At 70.7% G+C, this 14,054-nt stretch carries 12 protein-coding genes; 7 read left to right on the top strand and 5 right to left on the bottom strand.

All coding sequences use genetic code 11. From position 1 onward, the window contains the following. Positions 1-19 precede the first annotated feature (19 nt). The 3 genes from sigJ (at position 20) to ABGA98_RS07270 (ending at position 2,825) form a co-directional block, all read left to right on the top strand. On the top strand, positions 20-943 hold the full coding sequence (gene sigJ, locus ABGA98_RS07280) for an RNA polymerase sigma factor SigJ (protein ID WP_347617365.1): 924 nt from the start codon (positions 20-22) through the stop codon (positions 941-943). Positions 944-1,008: 65 nt separating this feature from the next. After that, the gene (locus ABGA98_RS07275; RefSeq protein ID WP_347617364.1) at positions 1,009-1,833 is read left to right on the top strand and encodes an SDR family NAD(P)-dependent oxidoreductase; all 825 of its coding nucleotides are present in this window, start codon (positions 1,009-1,011) and stop codon (positions 1,831-1,833) included. A 329-nt stretch (positions 1,834-2,162) separates the two neighbouring features. Continuing rightward, positions 2,163-2,825, top strand: coding sequence for an Atu4866 domain-containing protein (locus ABGA98_RS07270; protein WP_347617363.1), 663 nt, complete (start codon positions 2,163-2,165; stop codon positions 2,823-2,825). Here the strand turns inward: ABGA98_RS07270 and ABGA98_RS07265 are convergent. Next, complete coding sequence (locus tag ABGA98_RS07265; protein WP_347617362.1) at positions 2,812-3,507, bottom strand: NmrA family NAD(P)-binding protein; 696 nt, start codon at positions 3,505-3,507, stop codon at positions 2,812-2,814. The two genes, ABGA98_RS07270 and ABGA98_RS07265, sit on opposite strands and share 14 nt — an antisense overlap. 249 nt (positions 3,508-3,756) lie before the next feature. Here ABGA98_RS07265 and ABGA98_RS07260 point away from each other — a divergent pair, with 249 nt between their 5' ends. Further along, entirely contained in the window at positions 3,757-4,779 is a 1,023-nt protein-coding gene (locus ABGA98_RS07260) for a TerC family protein (protein ID WP_347617724.1), read from the top strand. 75 nt (positions 4,780-4,854) lie between these two features. Here the strand turns inward: ABGA98_RS07260 and ABGA98_RS07255 are convergent, their stop codons facing one another. Together ABGA98_RS07255 and ABGA98_RS07250 are read right to left on the bottom strand one after the other, a co-directional pair. Then, a complete protein-coding gene (locus tag ABGA98_RS07255; RefSeq protein WP_347617361.1) occupies positions 4,855-5,433 on the bottom strand; it encodes a dihydrofolate reductase family protein in 579 nt (192 codons plus the stop codon). A gap of 279 nt (positions 5,434-5,712) precedes the next feature. After that, complete coding sequence (locus tag ABGA98_RS07250; RefSeq protein WP_347617360.1) at positions 5,713-7,161, bottom strand: MFS transporter; 1,449 nt, start codon at positions 7,159-7,161, stop codon at positions 5,713-5,715. Positions 7,162-7,550: 389 nt separating this feature from the next. On the opposite strand from ABGA98_RS07250, the gene ABGA98_RS07245 reads away from it, so the two are divergent. The 3 genes from ABGA98_RS07245 to ABGA98_RS07235 are packed head-to-tail and all read left to right on the top strand — an operon-like array spanning position 7,551 to position 9,849. Continuing rightward, the gene (locus tag ABGA98_RS07245) at positions 7,551-7,796 is read left to right on the top strand and encodes a hypothetical protein (protein ID WP_347617359.1); all 246 of its coding nucleotides are present in this window, start codon (positions 7,551-7,553) and stop codon (positions 7,794-7,796) included. Further along, positions 7,796-8,137, top strand: a complete 342-nt coding sequence (locus ABGA98_RS07240; RefSeq protein ID WP_347617358.1) for a metalloregulator ArsR/SmtB family transcription factor — start codon at positions 7,796-7,798, stop codon at positions 8,135-8,137. The genes ABGA98_RS07245 and ABGA98_RS07240 overlap by 1 nt, the downstream gene beginning before the upstream one ends. Then, positions 8,134-9,849, top strand: a complete 1,716-nt coding sequence (locus tag ABGA98_RS07235) for a SulP family inorganic anion transporter (RefSeq protein WP_347617357.1) — start codon at positions 8,134-8,136, stop codon at positions 9,847-9,849. The genes ABGA98_RS07240 and ABGA98_RS07235 overlap by 4 nt, the downstream gene beginning before the upstream one ends. A gap of 22 nt (positions 9,850-9,871) precedes the next feature. Here the strand turns inward: ABGA98_RS07235 and ABGA98_RS07230 are convergent, their stop codons facing one another. Together ABGA98_RS07230 and ABGA98_RS07225 are read right to left on the bottom strand one after the other, a co-directional pair. Continuing rightward, positions 9,872-12,463 (bottom strand): GNAT family N-acetyltransferase, encoded by a 2,592-nt coding sequence (locus ABGA98_RS07230; RefSeq protein WP_347617356.1) that lies wholly within the window; start codon positions 12,461-12,463, stop codon positions 9,872-9,874. Positions 12,464-12,484: 21 nt separating this feature from the next. Beyond that, positions 12,485-13,972, bottom strand: coding sequence for an AAA family ATPase (locus ABGA98_RS07225; RefSeq protein WP_347617355.1), 1,488 nt, complete (start codon positions 13,970-13,972; stop codon positions 12,485-12,487). Positions 13,973-14,054: the final 82 nt, after the last annotated feature.

Genomic DNA, 14,054 nt, shown 5'->3' with positions numbered 1-14,054 from the left:
AGGGAGTCGGGCGAACGTCATGAGCACCCCATCCGATCCAGGTGACGGCCGGTTCGATCCGGGGCTGAGCGCGATCATGAGCGAGCGGCGTCAGCTGATCAATCTCGCCTACCGGATGCTCGGCTCTCTGGCCGATGCCGAGGACGTCGTCCAGGAGACCTACACCCGCTGGTACGCCATGACCCGGCGACAGCAGGAGGCCATCGAATCGCCGGGCGCCTGGCTCACCACGGTCGCCAGCCGCGTCTGCCTCGACCTGCTCGGCTCGGCGCGGGCCCGGCGCGAGCGCTATGTGGGCGAGTGGATTCCTGAGCCGCTGCCCGATCGTACGGAATGGAGCGACGGCCGGCCGGCCGATCCGGCCGACCGGGTCACCCTCGACGAGTCGATCAACATGGCCTTCCTCGTCGTGCTCGAAGCGATGAACCCGGCCGAGCGGGTCGCGTTCATCCTGCACGACGTCTTCCGCTACTCCTTCGCCGAGGTGGCCGAGATCGTCGGCCGTACGCCGGCGGCGTGTCGCCAGCTGGCGTGGCTGGCCCGCCGCCGGATTCGCGCGTCTCAGGTGACCGCTGCTCCGGCGGCCCGGCAGGCCGGGATCGTCAGGGACTTCAAGAGGGCATGGGAAGCCAAGGACATCGACGCTCTCATCAGCCTCCTCGACCCTGAGGCCACGGGGACCGCCGACGGTGGCGGCCTGGTCAGCGCCATGCTCCGCCCGATGGAAGGCGGCGAGCGGATCGCGCGCGCCTTCGTCACCGTCGCCGGCCTGGCGCCCGGCCTGACGATCCTGGAGCGTACGGTCAACGGTCAGCCCGGTCTCGTGGCCCAGCAGGACGGCGTCACCGTGGTGGTGCTGGCCTTCGATGTCGCAGGCGACCGGATCAAGCGCATCTGGTCGGTGCTGAATCCCGACAAGCTCCGTACCTGGACGACGGGCTGACGTGCCCTGTCGCCAGGGACGAGTCGCTGACGTCTCGTGTTCGACCAGAGGAAAGGAAACACCTGATGACGGAGCAAGGGAGGTTCTCCCTGGCGGGGAGGGTCGCGGTCGTGACCGGGGCGGGGTCCGGAATCGGCGCGGCGACCGCGGTGACGCTGGCGGCCCTGGGAGCGCGGGTGTGCTGCGCCGGGCGTACCCTCGAGAAGGTTGAGCGGACGGCCGGAGAGATCGTGGCGGCCGGCGGCGAGGCGTTCGGGTTGCGGGTCGACGTGGCGTCGCCGGAGGACAACGATGCGATGGTCCGCGAGACGGTCGCCCGTTACGGGGCGGTGCACATCGCGCATCTCAACGCCGCAACGGGACACTGGGCCGGTCTTCTGGACTACCCGCTGGAGGAGTGGGACCGCACGATGGCGGTGAATTTGCGGGGTGTGATGCTCGGTCTGCAGGCGGCGGGCCGGTCGATGCGCGACGCGGGTGGGGGCTCGGTCGTGGTCACCTCGTCGGCCGCCGGGCTCACCGGAGTTCGGATGTCGGCTGCGTACGCGGCGTCGAAGCATGGTGTGCTCGGTCTGGTCAAGTCGGCGGCGCTGGAGCTGGGGCCGGTCGGGATCCGGGTCAACGCCGTCTGCCCTGGATACATCGCCAGCAACGATCTCATGCGGAGGCTGGGCGAGGAACTCGGCGTCGCCAGCCGGTTTCCGCTGGGCCGGCCGGGGCGCACCGAGGAGGTCGCCAACCTGGTCGCGTTCCTGGCCAGTGAGAACGCGTCGTTCATCACCGGCAGCGTGCTCACCATCGATGGCGGCTGGCTGGCCGGCGGTATCGACCTCGGACATGACGCCGAGGACCGTGTAACCGCCGCCCATGCGTACTCCCAGAACCCGTAGGGGGTCGTCAAGGTCGCGCTGCTGCACGAGCCGCCCCTTTCCGCCACCCTGCACAGTCGGGCGAGAAGCCGCTCAGGTTCCCTACGATCGGCGCGAGCATGGGCGTGGCGCTCCCAGGAGTACCGCGGCCTTCTCCCGCACCCCAGCCCTCGTCGAGGGTAGGCCGCATGAGCGACGCGCCCACCGTGGTCACCTCCACACCGAAGGCCGCCCGCCGCTGGTGGCTCCTGCCGGCGGCCGTGTTGGCCGCCGGCCTCGCGATCCTTTCGGTACGCCCGCATCCGACCGGCGCCCCCGCAGCCGGTACGGCCTCACGAGGAGCACAGCCGATGGCAGGAAACGATGCCTCCGATGCCCTGGTGGTGATCGACGCCACGGTCCACGTCACACCGTCACGGACGGTCCGTGGAGACCTGTGGGCCGAGGGCGGGAGGATCACGCACGTCGGCCCGCGCGGGAAGGAGTCCCGTCCGGCCCGGGCCCGGGTGATCGAGGCGGACGGCGCGTTCGTCGTACCGCTGCTGGTGGACACCGCGATGCGCGCCCGCGCCGAGGACCGGCGCGGCGTCTACGACCTGGCCCCGGGCAACCCGGCGACCTTCGCCGTCACACGAGAGCGCGTGAGCGAGTCGCGGATCGGGCAGATGCTGGTCCTCCGGCCGTACGACCTGCTCGCCGTCGTCGTGTCAGGACGTGTCGAGGCGTGGCAGGGCGAACCCACCCGTCCCGCCGGAACCCCCGCCCCAGAGCTCCGGAGATGGCACGGCGTCTGGGTCGACGAAGCGCATGAACTGGAACAACACCTGCTCCTCGACGGCAGGTACACCGAGACGCGCCACGGCCGGATCGATGCCTACACAGGCAGATACTGGGTCCGCGACGACCGCGTCACCTACCTCGACGACACCGGGTTCTGGGCCTTCGGAGAGCTGGTCGACGGGGTGCTCCACCACGCCGGGTTCGTCATGCGCAAACGCCTCACCCCTGGTTGACCGTCCCCGGCATGTGCTGCCGCGCCCACTCCTCGAAGCCGGTGAGCGGGAGGCCGAGGTCTCTGGCGTACTGCGGGCGGGCCGGTTGACCGGCCACGTTCAACCACTCGTGCGAGGCGCCCATCGGCGGCATCCCGGCGGCGAGCGCCTGCTCCTCGGTCATGTCCGGCGCGGACAGGGGCGTGCCCAGCGTGCGGGAGAGGATCTCGGCGATCGCCGACATCGGCAGGTAGCCGCTCGCCAGCTCCAACTCCAGCCCGTCGAAGCGCGCCGGGTCGGCGATGGCCGCGGCGGCCGCCGTGCCGACGTCGTCCACCGCGGCGAGGGACAGCCGGGTCCCGGGCTTCACCACGCTCACCAGGCCGCCCTCGACGCCCCGAGGGAACAGGAACGCCATGGACGGCAGGAAGTTCTCCATGAAGAAACCCGGCTTGATGATCGTCCAGTGGGGGAAGCCGGCCGCGCGGACCCGGTCCTCGATCGTGGCCTTGGCCCCCAGGCTGTCGTCCAGCGTGCCCCAGCGGCCTGCCACCCAGCCGGGCGTCCCGGTGTGCCCGCCCGCGCCGCTGGTGGACGTCTGCACGAACTGCGGCACCCCCGCGGCCTTCGCGCCCTCGATGAGGTTGACGGCCTGGGCCACCTCTCCGTCGAAATCGAAGCCCGCGGCGGTCAGCGCGGCCATCTGTACGGAGAACGCCCAGACGCACCGGCTGGATACGCCTACGCTGATACATGCGAGGGGGGATGTTCGCCTACAGCATTCCGTATGTATGATCGCAGGCGAAGTGGAGGGGAGTACTCCTTCGCGGCCACGTCGTCATCACGGACCCTCCTAGGGACCCGGCGCGGTCGGTCCGCGACGCCGCGGGCGGAGAAGACCTCCGACGGACGTGTCAACGCCTAAGTCGGAGGAGCTTTCATGCCCCCACCCATGCCCGTGCCCGCCTGGCTGTGGGCGGCCACCATCGCCGCCCTTCTCGGACTCATCCTCCTCGACCTGATCATCGTCAACAGGAGGCCCCACAAGGTCACGATCGCCGAGTCGGCGCGGTGGATCGCCTTCTACATCGCCTGTGCCGTCGCTTTCGGCGCGGGAGTGTGGATCTTCGGTGGCGATGACCAGGCGGCCGCCTACATCACCGGCTACATCACCGAGTACACGCTCAGCGTCGACAACCTGTTCATCTTCATGCTCATCATGGCGAACTTCGCCGTGCCCGCGATCTACCAGCACCGCGTCCTGCTCATCGGGATCGTGATGGCGCTGGTCATGCGCGGGATCTTCATCGCCGTGGGCGCGCAGGCCGTACAGCGTTTCAGCTGGGTGTTCTGGATCTTCGGCGGCATCCTCATCTACACCGCGTGGAAATTCGCCTTCAACCACAACGATGACGACGAGTACGACCCCAACGGCGGCGTCGTACGGCTGGTGCGCAAGTTGTTCCCGGTCACCGACTCCTACCACGGCTCACGGATGACCGTCCGGCAGGACGGCCGCCGCCTGCTGACCCCGATGTTCATCGTCATCATCGCCATCGGCGGCGCGGACCTGGTGTTCGCCGTCGACTCCATCCCCGCGATCTTCGGCATCACCCAGGACGCCTACCTGGTCTTCGCGGCCAACGCGTTCGCGCTGATGGGGCTGAGACAGCTGTACTTCCTGCTCGGCGGGCTGGTGGAGAAACTCGTCTACCTCACCTACGGGCTGGCGGTCATCCTCGGCTTCATCGGCGTGAAACTCGTCCTGCACGCCCTGCACGAGAACGAGCTGCCGTTCATCAACGGCGGCGAGCACGTCACCTGGGTCCCTGAGATCAACAACTGGCTCTCGTTGTCCGTCATCGTCACCGTGCTCACCATCACGACGGTGGCCAGCCTGCTCAAGTCCAGGCGCGACACCCGCCAGGCGGCCGAGCAGGCCGTGTCCGAGCCCGCCGACCGCGCTCGCAACTGAGAAAGACGGCAGGCTCGCCGGCCGGTGGCGAGCCTGCCCTCACCACACCGGTATGGCGCCCGTCCATGGACGGACTCAGACATGCGGGGTGGGCCGGTAGATGAGCTCCTGGATGTCGCCGTCGAGCGTCCGGCTCTCGATCAGCTCGAGGTCGAAGTCGGCCGCGCCCTGGAAGATCGGGTCAAGCCCGGTCTGGCCGGTGATCACGGGGAAGAGCGTCACCTGCACGCGGTCGACCAGGCCGGCGGCCATCAGCGCCCGGTTCATCGACAGGCTGCCGTGCGAGCGCAACGGCACCTCGGACTCCTCCTTGAGCCGGGCGACGACGTCGACGGCGTCACCGCTCACGAGAGTCGCGTCCGGCCAGTCGAGGGGCCCTTCCAGCGTGGTCGACACCACCGTTGCCGGCAGGTTCCTCATCCGGGTGACCCATGGGTCACGCACCTCGGAATCCTCGGTGCTCGTGGCCAGCATCTGCGCGAACGCCCGGTACGTGTGGGCCCCGAAGACCATCCGCTGCTCCTCGCCGTACAGGGCGAGACGGTGGTTCAGGAGCTCGGGGCCTTGCTTGCCCCAGTAGCCGGTCCAGTCGCCGCCGGCGGCGCCGAAGCCGTCGAGGCTGGAGAAGACGTCGAAGGTGTAGGTGGCGGTCACGCTGCTCTCCTCGAGTGCGGTGGATCGGGTGTGTGTGGATACAGACCGGGCGCCTCGGCGAAACTCATCGCCGTCGCGCACCTTCACCGACGAGACGATCGTTCACCCGGCCAGATGCCGAGGACCATGCGGATGACGTCGCCCACCTCCGCCGCCACCGGCTCGTCCACCTGCACCTCCGGAAGCTGGGATCTTCGGGAGTTCAGGCACGTACCCGCCGCTGTCGAGCGCGCACGGAACGCTACATACCTGGAGCAGGTGGACGACACCGAAGGTGCGTCATCCGCGGGAGGAGGCGACCTCGTCCGCGGCGGGTGCGGTGGCGCGGGTCCGCAGGGTGGTGGCGGCGACCAGGACGCCCGCGAGGGCGATGGCGGCGGCGCCGATGAAGGCGGCGGAGAAGCCGCTGGTCAGCGCGGGCAGGTCACCGAGCCGGCCGGAGCCGTTGGCGGCGGCGACGGCGGTCATCGCGGCCAGGCCGAGCGCGGAGCCGACCTGGTAGCTGGTGTTGACGATGCCGGAGGCCAGTCCGCCCTCTTCCGGGCGGGCGGATGAGATGGCGGTGCCGAGGGAGGGGATGAAGGCCAGCGACATGCCGAGGGCGGCGACGAGGCTGGCGGGCAGGACGTCGGCGGCGAAGCTGCCGTCCGGGCTGATCAGCGAGAGCCAGGCCATGCCCGCGGTGAGGAGGACCAGGCCGGTGACCGTGGTCGCCTTGGGACCGATGCGGTTGATGGCGCGGGGCGCCAGGACGATCATGCCGATCATGATGAGGACGGTCATCGGGAGCAGGGCGGCGCCGCTGGGGAAGGCGCTGTAGCCGAGGACCTGCTGCAGGTAGAGGTTGAGGAAGAACCACATCGGGATCCAGGCTCCGCCGAGCAGCAGCTGGGTGAGGTTGGCGGCGGCGAGGTTCGGCGTGCGGAAGATCGACAGGCGCATCAGCGGCTCGCGGCGGCGGGCCTGGATGGCGACGAACGCGGCGAGCAGTGCTGCGGCGACGGCGAGGACGATCCACGTCTCAGCGGAGCCCCAGCCGGCTTCCGGTGCGCGGACGATGGCGTAGACGGCGGCGCCGAGGCCGAGGGTGACGGTCACCGTGCCGAGGACGTCGATGGATCCGCGCCGGGGTTGGGCGGCGGGCATCAGCGGGCCGGTGGCGAGGAGCGCGATGAGGGCGATGGGGATGTTGATGTAGAAGACCCACGGCCAGCTCAGGTATTCGGTGATGACGCCGCCGAGGAAGACGCCGGCGGTGCCGCCCGCGGGGGCGGCGGCGCCGTACAGGGCGAGGGCCTTGGTCAGTTCCTTGGGGTCGTGACCGAACAACATCATCAGGAGGGTGAGGGCCGATGGGGCGATCAGGGCCGCGCCGACTCCTTGCACGGCGCGGCCGGTCAGCTCGACCCACACTTCCGGGGCGATGCCGGCGAGAAGTGAGCCGGCGAGCAGGATCAGCCAGCCGGTGCTGAAGAGCCGCCGGGCGCCGAACAGGTCGGACAGGCGGCCGCCCAGGAGCAGGAGACCGCCGAAGGCGACGACGTAGGCGTTGAAGACCCAGGACAGGTTCTCCTGGGAGAAGCCCAGGTCCTGCTGGATGCGGGGAAGGGCCACACCGATGATCGATGTGTCCATGATCACGATGAACTGGGCGGTGGCGATCAGGGCCAGAGCGGCCCAGCGCCGAGGTGATGGCGCGGACATGAGTTCCTCCAGAACTCTTCTCATACCCGGAGGGGGTATGCAACGGGCTCTCCTATACCCCTCAGAGGTATGTAGGGGCAGAGGTCAATCAATACCACTGGGGGGTATATGTCAAGTCCACTGGGTTCAGCGTCCGGCTTCCTGGTGCCGTCGCGGCATCATGAGAAAGATCAGCTGCGGCGGGGCCCGCCATTCACTCCCCGGACTGACCTGGTGCGGCGCCGGCACGGCTACCGTGAGGGCGCCGGCGTCTCGCGTTCCTGCAGATCGATGACCATGAAGGGCGGCCTTGCACTTAGAATTTGCGAAGTTTCGCAATCCATCGGACTATAATATTGCGAAGTGGGTCGATCGTTCGGCTCCTGTAGCGCACGGCTGTGGCGTAACGGATCAGAAGACATGTGAGGACGGGTGTGGTTGAGGCATTTGCCGCGGCGATCCGCCGCCGGGCCGGTGAAGCGGCGGATGCGCTGCGCGCGGCCGAGCGGGATGGAGACGCCGAGGCGGCGCTGGCGGCGGCAGGGGCGCTGGACGAGATGCTGCGCATGGCACGCGCTCACGGGGTGAGCACCGATCCAGGCCACGAGACAGGCTCCGGCTTGCGCGCGATCGCGGATCCCGGCTCGCCGGACGTGGTGGCGGGGGAGGACGCACGTTGATGTCGGTGCCCTTGTACGAAGCCAAGGCCGAGTTGTTCCGGCTGCTGGGACATCCGGTGCGGATCCGCGTGCTGGAGCTGCTGCAGGACGGGCCGATGCCGGTGCGTGACCTCCTGGGCGAGATCGAGGTGGAGCCGACCGGGCTGTCGCAGCACCTGGCCGTGTTGCGCCGCTCGGAGCTGGTCACCGCGCGCCGTGACGGCTCCACCGTGGTGTACGCGTTGTCCGGTGGGGACGTGGCCGAGCTGCTGCGCGCGGCCCGCCACCTGCTGCAGGCCAAGTTGTCGGGCCGGCACGCGCTGCTGAACGAACTGCTCGAGTCGGAGGCCGGCGGCCGGTGACCTCTGTGCTCCTGGCGGGCTGGGCCCGCCTGCGCTCGGTCCTGCCCGCCCGCGCCGACCTCGCCGCCTTCAACCGCCATCCGCGCCGTGATCTGCTGGCCGGGTTGACGGTGGCGGTCGTCGCGCTGCCGCTGGCGCTCGGCTTCGGCATCTCCAGCGGGCTGGGCGCGGAAGCAGGGCTGGCCACCGCGGTGGTGGCCGGCGCGCTGGCCGCCGTTTTCGGCGGCTCCGCCTTGCAGGTGTCCGGGCCGACCGGGGCGATGACGGTGGTGCTGGTGCCGATCATGCACGCGCACGGCGCCACCGGCGTGCTGACCGTGGGTGTGCTGGCCGGGCTGCTGCTGCTCGGCCTCGCGTTGGCTCGGGTGGGCCGGTTCATGATGCTGGTGCCCGCGCCGGTGGTGGAGGGCTTCACCCTGGGCATCGCGTGCGTGATCGGCCTGCAGCAGGTGCCCGCCGCGCTCGGCGTTCCCACGCCTGAAGGCGACAAGGCGCCGGCCGTGGCCTGGCAGGCGGTGCTCGACTTCGCCGCCCGCCCCAACTGGGCCGCCATCGCCCTGACCGCGGCGGTGGCGGCGGTGATCCTGGCCGGAGGGCGCTGGCGGCCCGCGGTGCCGTTCTCGCTGGTGGCCGTCGTCGCCGCCACCCTCGCCGCCGAGCTGGCGGGCCTGCCGGTGGTGCGTATCGACGCCCTGCCCGCCGGGCTGCCCGCCCCGTCGCTCGGATTCGTGGATGTGTCCGCGCTGAGCTCCCTGATCGCTCCCGCGGTCGCGGTCGCCGCGCTGGCCGCGCTGGAATCGTTGTTGTCGGCCGCGGTCGCCGACGGCATGAGCGTCAACCACCAGCACGACCCCGACAAGGAGTTGTTCGGCCAAGGCCTGGCCAATCTGGTCGCCCCGCTCTTCGGCGGCGTCCCGGCCACGGGCGCGATCGCGCGCACCGCGGTCAACGTGCGTGCGGGTGCCTCTTCCCGGCTGGCCGCGCTCGCGCACGCCGTGATCCTGGGCGTGATCGTGTTCACCGCCGCCGACGTGGTGGCCCGCATCCCGCTGGCGGCCCTGGCCGGGGTGCTGCTGGCCACCGCCGTACGGATGGTCGAGGTCGGCTCGGTAACGGCGATGTTGCGCTCCACCCGGGCCGACGCCGTCGTCCTGGCGCTGACCGCGATCGCCACCCTCGCCCTGGACCTGGTCGCCGCCGTCATCCTCGGACTGATCGTCGCCGGCGCGCTCGCGCTGCGCGCCATCGCCAGGAACGTCCGTCTGGACACCGTGCCGCTGCAAGCGGACCTGCCGGGTGATCACGACGCCGAAGAGCGCGCGTTGCTGGCCGAGCACATCGTCGCCTACCGGCTGGACGGGCCGCTGTTCTTCGCCGCGGCGCACCGTTTCCTGCTGGAGCTGTCCGAGGTCGCCGACGTCTCGGTGGTCATCCTGCGCCTGTCGCGCATCACCACGATCGACGCCAGCGGCGCGCTGGTGCTCGGCGACGCGATCGCCCGCCTGCAACGACGCGGCATCACCGTGTACGTTTCCGGCATCCGCGACGGTCACCACCGGCCGCTGAACGCCCTGGGCGTGATCGCCCGGTTGGACGAGGCCGGACAGGTGTTCGCCTCGACCCCGGAGGCCATCGCGGCAGCCCGCCGCCATCTCCACCAGGCCGGCATCCTTCCCTCCTCCTCCGCCGGCCCGGCCCAGGCCGCCGGCTGACGTCCGGCGCGGGTTCCGGCGGTCAGCGGAGGCGGCGCAGCAGCGGTGAGGGCGGCGGCTCGCAGGGCGCCACCCTGATGCGCGCGTCCACCGTGGTCGCGCCGTCCGGGGTGACGATGACGGGGTTGAGGTCGAGCTCGGCCACCTGCGGCAGGTCGTCGAGCAGCTGGCCGACGCGTACGATCTGGTCGGCCAGGGCGCCGGCGTCGGTGGGGGGCGAGCCGCGGTAGCCGTGGAGCAGCGGGGCGCAGCGCAGCTCGCCGATCATGTCGGCGGCGTCGGTGACGGGTGGCACCCGGAAGGTACGGTCGGCCAGCAGGTCGGCCATCACCCCGCCCATCCCGGCCATGACCAGCGGCCCGAACGCGGGGTAGTTGACGCCGCCCACGATGATCTCGACGCCTTTCGCCAGCATGGGCTGGACGATCGCGCCGGTCATCTCCTGACCGATATGGGCCGACATTTCGTGATACGCCAGCCGTACGTCGTCGTCGGTTCGCAGGTCGAGCCGGACCCCGCCGACATCGCTCTTGTGCACGGGACCCACGGCCTTGAGCACCACGGGCAACCCGGCACGCGCGGCAGCCCTGGCGGCCGCCTCGGGGCCGTCCACGTCGATCGACTCCACCAGCTTCACGCCGTAGCAGCCGAGCAGCCGTGCGGTGGCCGTCGGCGACAGCCAGCCGCCGGCCGGGAAGGCGTCCAGCTCGGCATCGATGATCTCTCGTGCTGATCTCTCGTCCGCTGGGAGCGGTGCGGTGGGTGGGTCGATGGGGCGGCGTCGCCACTCGGCGTATCGCGCGACGCGGACGAGGGCTTCGACGGCCTGCTCGGGGAAGGCGTAGCTGGGGACCCGGCCGTCGATCAGGCCGTCGTGGCCCACGACGCAGGCCAGCACGGTCTTGTCCACATCCTTGGTGGCGTCCGCGATGGCCTGGCGGGTCGCCTCCAGGCCGTCGCCGAAGGGCGGCGTGTACACGACGAGGACCGCGTCCACCTCCGGCGAGGCGGCGAGCGCCGACACGGCGGCGCCCATCTCGGCGGCGGTGGCGTCCGCCGTCAGATCCACCGGATTGCCCAGCGCGGCGGAGGCACGGGCCTCCAGCAGGCCGGGCGGCAACTCGGGTACGACGAGGCCGCGGCGCTCGCAGGCGTCGGCGGCCATGGCCTGAGGGCCGCCCGAGTTGCCGACGATGGCCACCCGGCGTCCCTGAGGGAAGGGCTGGCCGGCCAGGAGCCTGGCGGTGTCGATCAGCTCATGGACGCTGTCGAGCCGGATGACGCCGGCGGCCTGTGCGAGCGCGTCCACCGCCACGTCAGGCGTGGCCGCGGCGGCTGTGTGCGAGCGCACCGCCCGGTCACCGGCTCCGCCACGCCCGCTTTTGACCAGCAGGATGGGCTTGCGCGCACCGACTCTTCGGGCGATGCGGGCGAACTTGCGCGGATTGCCGAACGACTCCAGGTACAACGCGATCACGTCGGTGTCGGGGTCGTCCTCCCAGTACTCGAGGAGGTCGTTGCCGCTGACGTCCGCCTTGTTGCCGACCGACACGAACGACGACACGTTGAGCCGCTGCAGCAGCGCCGCTCCCACCGCGCCGGACTGCGACATCAGTGCCACGTGCCCCTGGACAGGACGGTCGGGCAGGAAGCTGGCATTCAGCCGCGCCCCGGTGTTGATCACCCCCAGGCAGTTCGGGCCGATCAGCCGCATGCCGGCCGCGCGGCAGATCGCCAGCAGTTCCGTCTCCACGCCACGCTGCCCGGCTTCGGCGAAACCGGCGGTCAGCACGACCAGCCCGGCCACGCCGGCGATCGCGCAGTCGCGGGCCACCTCCAGTACGTGCCGGGCGGGCACCGCCACCACCGCCAGGTCGACCCCCTCAGGCACCTTCGCCCGGCAGGGCAGCCCGGCCACCAGCGTGGCGTTGGGGTTGACGGGGTGGATCGGCCCGGGGAAGCCGCCGTCGAGCAGGTTGCGCAGCACCTTGTGGCCGACGGCCCGTTCGTCGCGGCTCGCGCCGATCACCGCCACCGAGCGGGGCACGAGCAGCCGCGCCAGCGATGTCCGCCCTGCCTCGTGATCGCGGACCGCGATGGCCTCGTGCAGCCTGGACGTGGGCACCGCGGCGATGTCGAGGTGCAGCGTGCTCCCATCGAAGTGCTGGGACACGTCCAGGCCGAGATCCCGCAACACCCGCAACATGGGCCGGTTCTCGCCCAGCACGTCGGCCACCAGTTCGCTCACCCCGTGCGCCGCCGCGTCCAGCGCGACGTGCTCGAGCAGCAAGGTGCCCAGGCCGTGCCCGTGGACGGCATCGTCCAGGAGAATGCCCAGGTCGGCCCGGCCCTCGTTGAGGGGGATGTACTCGGCGACCGCGACCAGCCGGCCTTTCAGGTGGGCCACCAGCGCGCGCCCGCGATACTCCTCGCCGGTGATGTGGTCCATGTAGGAGTGCGCGGTGTTGCGGCCGCCGGTGAAGAAGCGCAGGTACGCCGAGCGTTCCGACGCCCGCTCCACCAGTTCGTGCAGTGCCTCGCGGTCGGCGGGACGCAGCGGGCGCACGTGGGCGATCCCGCCGTCGCGCAGCAACACGTCGTAACCCTCAGACATGCGTCATCCCTGATCAGCCATTCAGTCGGGTTCGATCCGAGGTCGCTGGAACCGCCAGGACACGTTCAGCTCGGGCGGATGAACGGCGTCGAGCGCGCGGGCCAGCGTCTGCTCCAGGGCGGTTCCCGTGTCGATCTCGATCGCGTCAGGCCACGGCGCCATGGCCGCGGCCATGGCGGAGCGTACGGCCTCGTCCGCGTCGGAGAGCTCGTGTCCCCGGGCGGTGAGCCTCGCGGCGGCGATCTGCGGCATGACGGTGCACCGTAGCGGGATCAGGGTGCTCGAGGTCCGGCCGGCCACGTCCGCGGCCATCGCCCGGTGCCGCTCGTCGCCCCAGGACGCGTCCAGGACGACCGACTCCCCCTGCCCGAGCAAGCGTTCGGCGCGTGACAGCAGCTCGGCGTACGTGTCGGCGGTGTGTCCCGGGTCGTAGATGCCCTGCTGGTAAGGCGCGCTCGCGGCCTGCAGAGGGTCGAGCCCGGCCAGTTCCTTGCGGATGCGGTCAGTACGCAGCAGCGTGTAACCGAGCCGGTCGGCCAGCGCGTCGCCGAGCGTCGTCTTCCCGCTACCGGGCGGCCCGCCGACCAGCACCAGAACGACCGCTCCGACCCGGAGATGACGTAGCGCGAGCTCGGCCAGTCGCCGCGCCTCCCACCCGGAGTCCACGTCGCCCTGCCAGTGGCGCAGGCAGGCCACCTTGGCGCGGACGAAGGCCCGGTACGCGACGTAGTGGTGCCACAGTGCCGTCGGCGCCGGATCACCGCTGAACTCCACGTACCGGCGGAGGAACAGCTCAGCCAGCCGCGGCGCGCCGAGCCGTTCCAGGTCCATGGCGAGGAAGGCGGCGTCGTCCAGCCCGTCGAGGAAGCGCAGGCGCTCGTCGAACTCCAGGCAGTCCAGGATCCGCGGCCCGTCGTCCAGGCAGAAGATGTCCTCGGCCAGCAGGTCGCCGTGTCCGTCGACGATGCGGCCCTCGGCGACGCGTGTTTCGAGCAGGGGCTCCCTGCCGTCCAGGAACCGCAGCGTGAGACGCTCGATCTCGTCCAGGACGCCGGGCTCGATCGTGTGGCCGGGTAGGGCGCGTACCTGTTCGAAGCCGGCCGTCCAGCGGGCGCGCAGCGCCTGCGGGGCGCCCTCCTGGTCGATCCGCGGGCCGTGCGGGGCCCTGGCGTGCAACCCGGCGATCTGGCGCGCGATCGCCCGCATGTGCTCGTCAACGGATCTCCCCTCGCTGACCATGGTGGCCAGGCGCCGTTCGCGGGGCATGCGGCGCATCACGACGAGATGCTCGCAGACCTCGCCGTCCGGGCCGGTCACATGCGCCACGCCCTCGTAGACGTCGGGGGCGAGCCTGCGGTTGAGCTCCACCTCCCGACGGCAGGCCGCCTCCCTGGCACGCAGGGTGCTGAAGTCGAGGAAGCCGAGGTTCACGGGCTTCTTGACCTTGTACGCGTGCTCACCCAGCAGGAACACCACGGCGGTATGCGTCTCCTTCGTCGTGGCGAACATGACACCCACCTCCTCTTCCCGTTCAGATCCGGTGCTTGGCCGGTGCGGGTGCGCATCGTGGTCGGCGGCACAGCCGCAGGCC

It is taken from the genome of Nonomuraea sp. B1E8, assembly GCF_039871515.1.
Classification (GTDB): Bacteria; Actinomycetota; Actinomycetes; order Streptosporangiales; family Streptosporangiaceae; genus Nonomuraea.
This window is presented reverse-complemented; position numbering and strand designations above follow the sequence as displayed.